The organism is Bacillota bacterium, from assembly GCA_013314855.1.
Classification (GTDB): domain Bacteria; phylum Bacillota; class Clostridia; order Acetivibrionales; family DUMC01; genus Ch48.
Genome location: JABUEW010000038.1, coordinates 20251 through 33270 on the forward strand (window position 1 = coordinate 20251; position 13020 = coordinate 33270).

General features: G+C 35.4%; 12 protein-coding genes. 3 read left to right on the forward strand and 9 right to left on the reverse strand.

Going from position 1 to position 13020, the window contains the following annotated elements:
* Positions 1–27: 27 nt before the first annotated feature.
* The 4 genes from HPY74_08530 to HPY74_08545 form a co-directional block, all read right to left on the reverse strand.
* Positions 28–918 (reverse strand): carbohydrate ABC transporter permease, encoded by an 891-nt coding sequence (locus HPY74_08530; protein ID NSW90703.1) that lies wholly within the window; start codon positions 916–918, stop codon positions 28–30.
* A 26-nt stretch (positions 919–944) separates the two neighbouring features.
* Positions 945–1880, reverse strand: a complete 936-nt coding sequence (locus HPY74_08535; GenBank protein NSW90704.1) for a sugar ABC transporter permease — start codon at positions 1878–1880, stop codon at positions 945–947.
* Positions 1881–2110: 230 nt separating this feature from the next.
* Positions 2111–3754 carry a hypothetical protein gene (locus tag HPY74_08540; GenBank protein NSW90705.1) on the reverse strand — a complete coding sequence of 548 codons (1644 nt, stop codon included), beginning with the start codon at positions 3752–3754 and terminating at the stop codon, positions 2111–2113.
* A 65-nt stretch (positions 3755–3819) separates the two neighbouring features.
* Positions 3820–6030 carry a heparinase II/III family protein gene (locus HPY74_08545; GenBank protein ID NSW90706.1) on the reverse strand — a complete coding sequence of 737 codons (2211 nt, stop codon included), beginning with the start codon at positions 6028–6030 and terminating at the stop codon, positions 3820–3822.
* A 198-nt stretch (positions 6031–6228) separates the two neighbouring features.
* On the opposite strand from HPY74_08545, the gene HPY74_08550 reads away from it, so the two are divergent.
* Positions 6229–7158: a hypothetical protein gene (locus tag HPY74_08550; protein ID NSW90707.1), complete on the forward strand. Its 930-nt coding sequence runs from the start codon at positions 6229–6231 to the stop codon at positions 7156–7158.
* Between the two features lie 8 nt (positions 7159–7166).
* Here HPY74_08550 and HPY74_08555 read toward each other — a convergent pair whose 3' ends face one another.
* On the reverse strand, positions 7167–8462 hold the full coding sequence (locus tag HPY74_08555) for a glutamate-5-semialdehyde dehydrogenase (protein ID NSW90708.1): 1296 nt from the start codon (positions 8460–8462) through the stop codon (positions 7167–7169).
* Between the two features lie 142 nt (positions 8463–8604).
* A complete protein-coding gene (locus tag HPY74_08560; GenBank protein ID NSW90709.1) occupies positions 8605–9090 on the reverse strand; it encodes a methylated-DNA--[protein]-cysteine S-methyltransferase in 486 nt (161 codons plus the stop codon).
* A 122-nt stretch (positions 9091–9212) separates the two neighbouring features.
* On the opposite strand from HPY74_08560, the gene HPY74_08565 reads away from it, so the two are divergent.
* Together HPY74_08565 and HPY74_08570 are read left to right on the forward strand one after the other, a co-directional pair.
* Complete coding sequence (locus HPY74_08565) at positions 9213–10055, forward strand: aldo/keto reductase (protein NSW90710.1); 843 nt, start codon at positions 9213–9215, stop codon at positions 10053–10055.
* A 177-nt stretch (positions 10056–10232) separates the two neighbouring features.
* Positions 10233–10607, forward strand: a complete 375-nt coding sequence (locus HPY74_08570) for a hypothetical protein (GenBank protein NSW90711.1) — start codon at positions 10233–10235, stop codon at positions 10605–10607.
* Between the two features lie 100 nt (positions 10608–10707).
* Here HPY74_08570 and HPY74_08575 read toward each other — a convergent pair whose 3' ends face one another.
* From HPY74_08575 to HPY74_08585, 3 genes are read right to left on the reverse strand one after another with little or no spacing between them, the layout of a single operon-like run.
* Positions 10708–11757, reverse strand: a complete 1050-nt coding sequence (locus tag HPY74_08575; protein NSW90712.1) for a spermidine/putrescine ABC transporter substrate-binding protein — start codon at positions 11755–11757, stop codon at positions 10708–10710.
* 1 nt (position 11758) lies between these two features.
* Positions 11759–12565: an ABC transporter permease gene (locus HPY74_08580; GenBank protein NSW90713.1), complete on the reverse strand. Its 807-nt coding sequence runs from the start codon at positions 12563–12565 to the stop codon at positions 11759–11761.
* Positions 12559–12912, reverse strand: a complete 354-nt coding sequence (locus HPY74_08585; GenBank protein ID NSW90714.1) for an ABC transporter permease subunit — start codon at positions 12910–12912, stop codon at positions 12559–12561. The genes HPY74_08580 and HPY74_08585 overlap by 7 nt, the downstream gene beginning before the upstream one ends.
* Between the last annotated feature and the right edge of the window lie 108 nt (positions 12913–13020).

Consider the following 13020-nt stretch of genomic DNA (forward strand, 5'->3'; position numbering starts at 1 on the left):
TAATTTTATAATCCTTGAATTTTGGTATTACCCTTTAATCGAACCAATCATTATACCTTTAGCAAAGTGTTTTTGCAAATAAGGATATATTAAAATAATAGGCAACATTGATATTATTATCATTGCGGATGATATTCCCTCTGTATTTAAACTCTTCCTGATTGTATCCTCACCCGTTTGAATTAGCATGCTTTCAATTTGCCTCTGCATCTCCTGCTGGACTATTATCATCTCTCTTAATTTTACCGGGAAAGTATACTTTTTAGGATCATTTATAAACAATATTGCACTGAAAAAAGTATTCCAGTAACCAACAGCAGTAAATAAAGATATTGCAGCTAATACGGGAGTAGAAAGTGGAAGAATAATTTTCCAAAATATTGTAAATTCTTGTGCTCCGTCTATCATCGCCGATTCGCTTAAACTAGGATGTATGCTGAAATAATAATTACGTATAAGAAGCATATTCCAGCCACTAATACATGCAGGTATAATTAATACAGCTATTTTATTCATTAAACCTAAATATTTAATTAATAAATAATACGGTATTAGACCTCCACCAAACATCATTGGTATTATTATCATATATATAAAAATTTTGTTACCAGGAAGATCTCTTTTTGACAATGTATAGGCACCCATCGATTCTAAAAATATTGACAGGGCAGTACCTACAACAGTAATAAAAGCAGAATTTAAAAATGGCCGGTATATTCCTCTATCGTTCAGAATAATTCTGTAATAAAACAACGAAAACTGTTTTGGTATTAAACTCAATGACAACTCTCCCGAACTACCTACATCAAATGATTTTTTCAGAACATACAAAACAGGAACAAGCATTAATATACAAAATGCCACAAAAAATATATAAATCGCTATATTGAATATCCTTTCACTTACAGTTGGTTTCATAATAAATTGTCCTCTCCTCATTTTTATTAAAGTATACTCCTGTTATCTTCTGTTAGCTTTTTACTTAAAAAATTTGAAAGAAGTACCAAAGCTAACGATATGGTTGCTTTAAATAGTCCCATCGCTGTTGCCAGGGGATACCTTGCTTGAACAACACCCATACTGTAAATATAAGTATCTAAAACTTCCGCTGTAGATTCAATCATAGGATTTTTAAGTACATATATTGGTTCAAACAAGTTCAATACTCCTGTAAAAGAAAGAACAAATATAACTAATACCGTGTATTTAATACCGGGTAATGTAATATGCCACGACTGTTGAAGTCTTGTCGCACCATCAATAGAAGCCGATTCATATAATTCGGGATCTATACCTGCTATAGCGGCCAAATATATGATGGAACTATATCCAATACCTTTCCATATCCTAATAAACGTAAACAGCGCCGGAAACATTGAAGCTTTTGATAAGAAGTATACAGGCTCGCCCCCAAGTGCTTTAATAATATAATTCACATACCCCGTACTTGGAGAAAGTAACGTTATCCACATTCCTGATACTACAACCCAGGATATAAAGTTTGGAAGTGTGCTTATTGTCTGTATAAATTTTTTAAAATATTTGTGTCTTAATTCATTTAACAGTAAAGCAAGTATTATCGGAGCTGGAAAACCAAATATATAATTATAAATTACAAAAACCCAAGTGTTAAAAAATGATTGCCAAAAAAACTTTAAGTTAAATATAAACTTAAAGTTGTCAAAACCTACCCAACCCTTAAAACCTGAAACTTTAAAATCAGCAAATGCAATTGCGATTCCAGGCATAGGTACATATGCAAATATTATATACCATACTACAACAGGAAGTATCATAAGGTATAATGTTATATTTCTTTTTGAAAATATTCTTTTCTTTTTTTGTATTCCTGCGGTTTTGAGATTGTCAACTGCTTCCATTAACCTTACCCACACCTTTCATAGTTCATAGGTAGTAAAAAACAAGAATCTAACCACTATTTTATTTGAATTATGAAGAATCATAAACGGTTATAATAGTTAAAATCGCAAATTTATAAAATGCATTATTATAATATCAAATTAACAAGATAATTCAATATGAATAATTTAATATATTATATGAATAATTTAATATATTATAGTTTTTTTAATACAATGATGTGAATTAATTACTTGATACAAATTCTGCGGTCAAAATTTGTATAATCCGTAAAATAGATTGTATAATCACTCTTGCTTTGCGGTTCACTTCCTCGCATATCCGTAGTATACGTGTGCTTTCCGAAGCCAGGTCCTACCGTTATTATATCTGCACCTTTTCTTACCTGCACATATCCCGATTTTACCACAATACTCTGTCCTGGCTCTCCCATTACGGCAAAACTTTCTCCTTGAACCATAGAATAGGATGAAAAGCATAATTCCAGTTTTACAGGAACGCGGTCACACCCATCAGTAACAACATGTATATTAAGGCCATTTTCATCCTCTGCTATGTAAACATTAAAAACCAAATCTAATATATTAACCAGCTGCCTTTTGTTATGGTCCATTTTACGCCAATCAGAAGTAGGCGGGGCTTCTTCAAAAGGCATTCTGTAATAACCCTGTGTTTTAAAACTCAACTTGTAACCATCCGATGTTTTCAATATCTCCTGTGCCTTGAATTGGGCTTTCGCAAAAAACGAGGCACACATTTTCATATAGCATTTGAGGCTGCCCTTTTGAAAAAACAGAAAATTACTACTGTCTTTTAAAATAGTGTAGCTTGTACTTCCTTTTCTTACCCGTACAATTCCTGATTTTTCGTAATACTTGTGATAATTCTCCGGAATTGGGAGCTTTTCAATCTCAAATTCCTTCAGTTCTTCTTTAAGCATATACAAATATAATACGTTGGGAACACCCTTTGACCATTTGATACTGTTCTTAAAAATGTAATCTGCCATAGCAGCATATTTCCCGTCTTTAAATTTATATGCCATATAAAGGTAAAGATGGTAGTAAGGTGTAGGATAAAATACCTGGGCAGTACTTCCTTCACCCTTGTCCTGACGTGTAGAATTTTGAGTAAATATTGACCCGTCAGGTTCTATATAAGTAAACATCATATCAAGATTACGCTTTACATGCTCCAGTAAATCCTCACGTTTCATCTCTTCAGAAAGGATAATCAGAGCGTTGTCATTTATAGCATTATAAATACCTGTGGACCTTTCTGTATACTCGCCATATTCATCACAGTCAATACCCTCATTCAAATATCTCTTTGCCATTTCCTCAAAAGGCTTCTCTCCCGTAATGTTATAAGCCATCATTAATGCAGCAGCTATAACCCATCTGTGGTTTGGGGTATGAAATCCTCCTCCAACCATTCCATAACCGCATTTTTTGATTATACCATAAAGTTCAGACCTTATTCTCTCACTTCTTTCATTAAAGTTGTATTTTTCTGCAAGCTTGTATGCATTAGCCAGGCTCTGTGTAATAAACCCCGCATCCGGTGAAGAATAAAAGTTCGTCGTAAGAAGGTCAAAAGTCCCGTCGGGCCTTTGTACCCTTTTAATGTAATCCAAAACTGTTATAATAGTATTGTATAATCTCTCCTCCCGGTAGAACCTTGAATCCTTGTTTAAGTAAAGGGGTATAAGGGTTAGCAAGGACCCTGTTGCGCTTCCAGGATGTACCATATTATCGATGTAGTTAATAAACCCTCCATAATCAAAAGAATTCTTATCGCTTACAAGGTTTGCAAGCAATGGTTCCAAATTTGCTTCAACCTCGTTTAGTATAACTTCGTAATGCCCTTTCATCTAAACATCTCCTTTTTATTGAATTTATCCATTTATATTTTTTATATGTGCAGATCAATTTAGGTCTATTTTTTAGGTCTATTTTCTTCTCCTGTCCATACCCTCCATTTATGGTTGGTTGCATTGGCAACATCCGTGCCGAACTTATATGTTGTGAAATCCGGAGTACGATATAACCCTTTACCGGCAAATTCAATACCGGAGCCATTAATAAAACCGTATTTCACTTTATTGTCCAACTCATCTATGTATGAAAAGTCTGCATCTGTAACAACCTTTTCATAGTTAATCTTTCCACTTTCCCAAGTATACCTGGGATACTCATTTTCATCAGCCATAATCCCCTTTTCCAAATCGAGCTTGTAAGTAAGGTAAACTGTGCTTTTCCCTCTGTAAGTTAAGAGGATGGCATCTTTATTTTCTGAAATCCATTCTACTACTGCTTTCCCGGTTATTTTACCCATATCCGCAGAGGTTTCATGTGGTGTCAGTACTGTTACAAAGCAATCTGTTTCTCTTTCTTTATATTCTCTCGAATTATACTGCGAAATCATAACACCATTGCCGTAATGCCTTTTTATAGTATTAAATTCTACTTTTTTATCTCTGCCGTTATCAAGGAACTCAATACAAAGTGAAAAATTATCTTTATTTCTAATTGGATTTATATCACCCGGATACCTATAGATGTACGGAATACACGTATCAAAAGCGTTCTCTCTTTGCTCCAGAATTTTTCCGGTGTGCCACAAATTAGCAACTGTCATATCACCTTTAAATTTTGAATATATCCAATCTATCACAATAAACACATCTTCATTTTCCAAGTATGTAATTATTCTATCCCAAATTAAATGGGGCAAGGTGTTATACAATCTTGTCCTGCTTATGCAAAGCCTTCCAAAGTCCTGGAAGTGCAGTTTTTCCGTAACCACCTTCTTGTAATAACCTTCATCATGTACGAAATCATACAGGCTTGTACTCTCATTTTTCAGTCCCTCTCTGAAAACCAGCCGGTTATGATAAATATCTGCCCTATATTTGCCGTTTGGCAGGTTTTCACGGTATCCACCGTCATTTAATAGTATATTCTTATCTTTTACTAAAAACACTATAGAGTTTTCATCACTATGACCATGATGCATTTTTTCAGCACGAACTGAAAGGGTAGTCCTGAGATATTTCCTAGGTATATACCCATAGTATCCTTCATCACGATAATTTAGTAAAAGGTAAGTTGACGAGTCGTCCCAGCCATTTCTAAACGCAATCTTCTTCCCTACTAATTCTTCCAATACTTCCCCGCTTTTCCAATCAGGTTTTGCCGGTTTAACCGTATCATCAGCCCATTGGTAAGCATAAGCAAGGTAATTTGCAATACCAGATGAATATTCATTACTATTATTTTGTGATAATCCAAACTCCCATATTTTTTGAGCCGCGTATTTCATGTAACCGCAGTTATATACACTGGCACCTTTTTCAAGACAAGCTAACCATATGTACCAATTAGAATTGAAATGAGAATCTCCAAAATCCGGAATCTGTCCGTAAGAAGTTAACAAGCGGGTAATATAATCAAAATAGTACCTGGTCTGGGGCATACTGAAATATTCATGTTCTTTATTAATCAGTTCTGCATAATGTATCGAAGCAATAAACCATAAAGCAATGTATAATTCGGCATCTTCTATAGACCACTTTCCCCAGGTTTCTTCTGCAAGATAATCCGCCAGTTTCTGCCATTCTTCAGTGTCCTGATTTTTGCCTAACGCTTTCACTGCTAAAGCCAAAGACCATACCCTCAACATTGAACGGTTATGGGCACCCCATTCAGGAAAATGAAATATGGGATTTATAGAACTTTTAATGGAGTTTTCTATCTGAAGTTTTTCATAGTTGTTTAAAATTCCGCTTTTTCTGATATATAAATATCCATAAATATATGGTTGAAGAGAAAATGCAGGTTCAACTGACGGAAGGCCTTTTTGGTATTCGGGGTGCTGTTTTATTTTTTCTTCAGGGTATATCTTTTTTAATCCTTCCACCTCAAGAAGGCATTTCTTTGCCCAGATGGCGTGTTCTTCCTTACCATTTAGAGAATACATAAATCCTTCAATGTGGGCCTGTATGGGAATATGAGCCGGAGAACAGTATCCAAAAACATAATTTGGGTCAAAGTTATTTTTCCATTTTTCAAGATCCTCATTATATCTTGTTCTACCTTGCTCAACAGCTTTTTCAATATAATTAAGGTACTGTTTCTTTGTTGCCATACCCAACACTCCTATAATAAAAATAATTATGTCCATTGATAATTATAATTGATTTTATATCTAAACTACAATATGAGTATCTTAACTTTTTCTGTGTTTTTTTAATTTGTTGTTTGAACGAAGCAAACGCAAAAAGGTATGTAAAAGTTATATAAAAAGTGTTATACTGTTTTTGTAATAGTGAAAGGAGGGGCGAATATGACGCCAAAAGAAAGGGCAGTGGCAGCTCTAACACTAAATGTTCCGGATATGGTACCTACATTTGAATTAGAGTTTCAGCTTGAAGAAGAAATGTTCGGCAGACGGTTTTTGAGGCAGGATGACCTTAAAGATACATCTCCAAAAGAGAGGGAAAAACTATTAAAAGAAAATGCCGAATATATGGTTGAAGTATATGAGAATCTTGAATATTCTATAATACCTGTACACTATTTTGATTTTGAAGGTATAAAAGATACTGCCCGGTATATACGTAAATTAGTTGGTGACAAATTTATGCTTACAACCCATGGTGACGGCACTTTTGCCCTACCCGACGGCAACGAAATGTATGATTTCGCCTATGCTATTGCAGATGACCCTGAAGGATTGAAAGCCAGGGCAGAAAAGATGGCAAGAGATGCAATTGCACGGAATAAACAACTTGCAGAAGCAGGGTTCGACTGTCTCATTCTGTGTGCCGATTATTGCTACAATTCGGGTCCTTTTCTCTCGCCTGAAATGTTCGGCGAATATATACAGCCTTACCTTTATAAAATAATTGATGAGGCAAGGAAAGATGGGCTTTACACAATTAAACATACTGACGGAAATATTATGCCAATCTTGGACCAATTAGTAGAATGCAGGCCTCACGCCATACATTCCCTTGATCCAATGGCGAAGGTAGATATAAAAGAGGTAAAGAGGCTGGTTGGAGGTAAAGTCTGTCTCTGTGGCAATGTTAACTGCGCCCTTATGCAGACAGGGACAGATGAAGAGGTTATCAAAAGTGCTGAATACTGCCTTACTTATGGTAAGCCCGGAGGAGGTTATATTTTTTCTACCAGTAATGTACCTTTCAAAGGATTGCCTCCCGAGAGGTATAAACTGATACTTGACGTTTGGAGAAGAATGCGCAAATATTAGTTATACAGTTATACCGGCGATTCTTTATCCAGCTTGTTATGTTTGAACGTCCTCTTCTTACTTGCATAATCTTCAACGATATGTCCATTACCTATTAGCTTATATTTATATATTACCATGCCTTCAAGACCTACAGGTCCTCTAGCATGGATTTTGTTTGTACTTATTCCCACTTCTGCACCAAAGCCATAGCGGAACCCGTCACTAAAACGAGTTGAGCAGTTCCAGAATACGTTACCGGAATCAACCAATCCCATAAACAGGGAAGCAGCTTCTTTGCTCCTTGTAATGATTGAATCGGTATGTCCCGAACCATAAGTGTTAATGTGAGTAATTGCTTCGTGAATATCTTTGACAACCCTAATAGATAATTTATAGTCTAAATACTCTGTTTTCCAGTCATCTTCGCTTGCTTCGCCCACAGGTATTACAGCCCTGGTTTTATCACACCCTACCAGTGTTACTCCCTTTTTATCCAACTCATATTTTAATGCAGGTAAAAACTTAGCTGCTATTTTTTCATGTACCAAAAGGGTTTCTGTAGCATTGCATACAGCTACATATTGCGTTTTGGAATCAACAACTATTTTAATAGCCATATTCAAATCTGCATCTTCATGTACGTAGCAGTGGCAAATGCCGTCAGCATGTCCTAATACCGGGATCCTGGAATTATCCATTATATAGCGGACAAATTCGTTGGAACCCCGGGGTATAATTAAATCTATATATTCGTCCAATTTTAACATTTCGCTTACATCAGCCCTGGTCTCCAACAGTTGAATCCAACCTTCGGCTACACCTGCCTCTTTTGTTGCCCTGGAAATAATTTCTGTGAGTATGCGGTTAGTTTCTTTTGCTTCTGATCCGCCCTTTAACAAAACGCTGTTGCCGCTTTTTAGGCATAAAGTTGATATTTGTACTAATGCGTCCGGCCTGGACTCAAAAATAACCCCTATAACACCTATAGGGCAGCTCACTTTATATAATTCAAGCCCTTCATCCAATTGGTTAGCCATAAGAGTCTTACCAACAGGATCTTCCAACTTTATCAAACTGTAAATCCCGTCAATTACATCATCTATTTTTTTTTCATCAAAATTCAGCCGTTTCAATAACGGTGCAGAAATGTTCTCTTTGCTGCTTCTTTCCAAATCCAATTTGTTTATCCTGATTATATCCTCTTTTCTGTCCAGTAATGCTTCAGCTATTGCTTTTAAAGCCTTATTCTTCAATCCTGTATCACAAGCTGCCAGCTTAATTGACGCTTCCCTCGCCCTATAAGCCATTTCAGCTATTTTCATAGCATTCTCCCCTTTATTTTCATCACTTATTTGACGCTGTCATTATATCTTTTGTTAAATACTATTCTAATATTTTTTTTGAACATAATCAATTTGTTTCTCGAAACAGGGCGCATTTAATAAACGATTTTATTCTGTAAACTTACCTGTTTGACTTTTCATGCTCAAGCAGCCACTTTTTTCTCCACAATCCTCCTCCATAACCTGTAAGATTTCCATCACTGCCTATAACACGGTGGCAAGGAACTATAATACTTATAGGGTTCCTATTATTTGCATTACCTACGGCCCTGGCTGCCTTTTTGTTTCCTATCTTTTCAGCTATTTTGCCATAACTGACAGTCTCTCCATAGGGAATTTCTGTCAAGGCAGACCATACTTTTTTTTGAAAGTCAGTCCCGTTAAGTTTAATATCTAACGTAAAGTTCTTGCGTTTTCCTGCAAAATACTCATGGAGCTGTTTTATACATTCTTCTGCATATGCTATACATGAATTTTCATATGTGTTTATATATGAGTTAATGTCATCAATAAAATTTACCGATAAAATGTTTTTATCAGTACATACTATCTCAATTATTCCTATTGGAGATTGGTAATAGGTTTTATATACTGGTTCCAAGTACATCACACCCTTTTAAATTAGAATTTTGAAAATCGCAAAATTATTCTAGTAATACAGTGCTTATTGTGGTATAAATATATAGTACAGGCAATTAGATTTGAAATCAAGTCAGAAAGAGGGTAATTATGAAATACAGGTCCTATGGTAAAACAGGTGAAAAGCTATCTATAATTGGTTTTGGCGGAATTATAGTAATGAATGAGTCACAGCAGGATGCAAACAATTTTGTTGCTGAGGCAATTGAAAAAGGAGTAAATTATTTTGATGTTGCTCCAAGCTATGGCAATGCAGAAGAGCGTTTGGGACCAGCGCTTGTTGGGAAAAGAAACAGTATTTTTCTAGCCTGCAAAACCGAAAAACGCAGTAAACAAGAAGCTGAAGAAGCACTATATGGGTCACTAAAGAGACTTAAAACAGACTATTTTGATCTATACCAGTTGCATAGTGTATCAACAATGGAAGATGCTAAAAAAGTATTGGAGCCAGATGGAGCGCTTGAGACTTTAGTAAAAGCAAGGGATAAGGGATTAATAAGGCATATAGGTTTTTCCACACATTCAGAGGAAACAGCAATAGAATTAATGGACCAATTTGATTTTGAATCTGTACTTTTCCCCCTTAACTGGGTAAATATGTTTCACAGTGGTTTCGGCGAAAAAATAATAGAAAAGGCCCTTAAGAAAGAGATTACCATGCTGGCTTTGAAAGGAATGGCTAAAACCTTGTGGAAAGAACGTAATGAGCGGAAATATGAAAAGTGTTGGTACGAACCCATTGACGATGAAGAATTAGCAAAACTTGCCATAAGGTATACACTTTCAAAGCCAATAACATCTGCAATTACTCCCGGATATATGAAGTTTTTAAGGTGGGCCATAGATGCGGCACAAGATTTCAAACCTTTATCAAAAGAAGAAGAAAAAGAATTATCTATTATGAGTAAAAATATAACACCTGTTTTTTCATAATTATTCATAATTATTCGGAATTATTTGTAATTTATTGGTATATTTAGTTTGTTATTGACATTTTTGTATTTTATGTTATACTTAAAGAGCAGCTTGTTATTATATGACCTTGTATGTGGATGAAGCTGAATTAAATTTGTTTTCAATATTGAATAAAGTAGCGAGAGGTGCGCAATTATGAGTAATGAAGAGAAAATGTTAAATATTCTATTAACAATGCAGGCTGATATGGATAGTATAAAGTCTGATGTGTCTTCCTTGAAGGATGGTCAAATCCGCCTTGAAGAAAAGCTTGTTTCTGTTGAAGAAAGACTTGGTTCTGTAGAGGGAAGACTTGAGTCCGTGGAGGGAAGACTTGAGTCTGTTGAAAAAAGACTTGACTCCGTTGAAGAAAAGCTCAATTCTATTTATGAGCAAACAGCTATACTTACCGAGTTCCGAACCGAAGTACTGCAAAAATTTGAAGAGATTGATAATACCCTGAGATCAGTTGCAGAAATAACCGGTTCCCACGAAATTCAGCTTCGTAATATTCGGAGAATGGTAATTTGACAAATAATAAAGCCTTTTATTCCGAGTAATGTACGGGACAAAAGGCTTCTCTTCATCTTTTTTGGTTTTATTGAAGTTTTTCTTACCTTATATTTAATATTTATCTTGCTGCTTTACTCTCCGTCCATATTCTGTCATATTCCTTTACGACATCTGAAAGTGCTTCAAATACTTCACAGTTCCTTAAATCTTCATCTGTAGGGTAAGCCGTCCTGTCATTGAGCACTTCGGGGTCAAGCATTTTCTTTGCTTCTGTATGAGGGGTAGAATATCCTATATAATCAGTATTTCTAAAAGCAATATCCGGTTCACACATGAAATTAATGAACTGCTCCGCTTCCTTTTTATTTTTGCTTCCTTTAAGGATTACCATAGCATCAAACCATAAATTGCTCCCCTCTTTTGGAATTACATACTCTAAATCCGGATTTTCTCTCTTCATAAAAACGGCGTCTCCTGACCAAACTACTGCTAATGCAGCCTGGCCTGCTATCATGCTGTCTTTAATGTCATCGCCCATGTAAGACAACACCAGAGGTTTTTGCCTTATTAATGCATCCTTCGCTTCTTCCAATTCATTAATATTTCTGGTGTTGAGTGAATACCCCAGCATTTTGAGGGTTATTCCTATGGAATCCCTGCTGCTGTCCAGCATAAATATCTGCTTTTCATACTTTTCATCCCATAAAATTTTCCAGCTGTCAACGGGCTCATTTACCATTGTTTTATTGTATATGATTCCGACAGTACCCCACATATAAGGCACTGAATACTCATTATCAGGGTCATATGCAAGATTTTTAAAGCGCTCATCTATATATTTGTAGTTGGGTATATTGTTGAAATCTATCTTTTCCAGCATATCCTCCTTTATCATTCTTTCAATCATATAATCCGAAGGAAATGCCACATCATAATCACTTCCTCCGCCTTTTAATTTTACATACATTTCTTCATTGGTGGCAAAAGTATCGTAAATTACATCAATATTATACCTTTTTTCAAATTCTTCAATAACACTCTCATCAATATAATCTCCCCAGTTATACACTTTAAGTTTTGCCTTCCCCGTACCGCCACACCCTGCGAAAAGCCCAATAACCACCGTTATAATTAGAACTACTCCCAAGATTTTAATGCTATTTTTCATCTTATCTTACACTCTCCTTTACATTAGAATTATCCTTTGACATTCTTCTGTTTATTATTAATAACAGGATAAGCACTGTCAAGAACATTATTGTTGACAGTGCATTTATTTTAGGGTTTATACCCCTTCTTGCCATTGAATAAACATATATTGAAAGGTTTGATACCCCTGAACCGGTAGTGAAAAAGCTTATTACAAAATCGTCAATGGACAGAGTAAAAGCAAGTAAAAATCCTGTAATAATGCCCGGTATTATTTCAGGTATAACAACCTTTTTTAAAGCATAAAAAGGAGTTGCTCCAAGGTCCAATGCAGCCTCATATATATGCTTGTTAAGCTGCTTTAGTTTTGGCAGGACTGAAAGTATTACATAAGGTATATTAAATGTAATGTGGGCAAGGAGCATGGTGAAAAACCCCAATCCAATTTGTGTGAACGCTTTCATAAAAACAAATAACAACATAAGGGATACACCTGTCACTATATCCGGATTCAAGACAGGCAGATATGTAAGGTTCATTATAATTGCTTTCTTGATTTTTTTCATATTGTATATACCCAGAGCAGCTGCCGTGCCGATAACTGTAGCAATAATTGATGATAAAATGGCTATTGCCAGAGTGTTATACAGTGCTGATGCTATTTCTCTGTCCTTTAAAAGCTGACCATACCACTTTAACGTAAATCCCCCCCAGTTCCCCCTTGATTTTGACTCGTTAAAAGAATATATCACCAACACTGCTATAGGGGCGTACAAAAACAAAAATATCAAATATAGGTATATTTTTTTAGCTATACGTCCTACCATATTGCACCCCCCTCATACTCTTTGTCATATTTATGCATAATACTCATGCTTATTAGTATTATGATCATTAATACAAAAGAAATAGCCGAACCAAAATTCCAATCTCCTGCAAATATAAACTGCTGCTCTATAAGATTACCTATAAGTATATAATGTCCTCCACCTAAAAGCCTGGATATTACGAAAGTTGTCACAGCAGGCATAAACACCATTGTAACCCCGGATATTACACCCGGAAGGCTTAAAGGGATGATAATTTTTATTAATACTATAAAGTAGTTTCCTCCCAAATCTTCGGCAGCTTCAATAATGCTTTTATCCATTTTAGTACTACAGCGAAATAAAATTTAGTACTGGACATTGACAATTTCATAGTGTATAATTGTACTGGGGGTTGGTGAAAACATTTTAATACATTAATAGCCCTTAGTACAATAATGAAAGTGGCATTATAA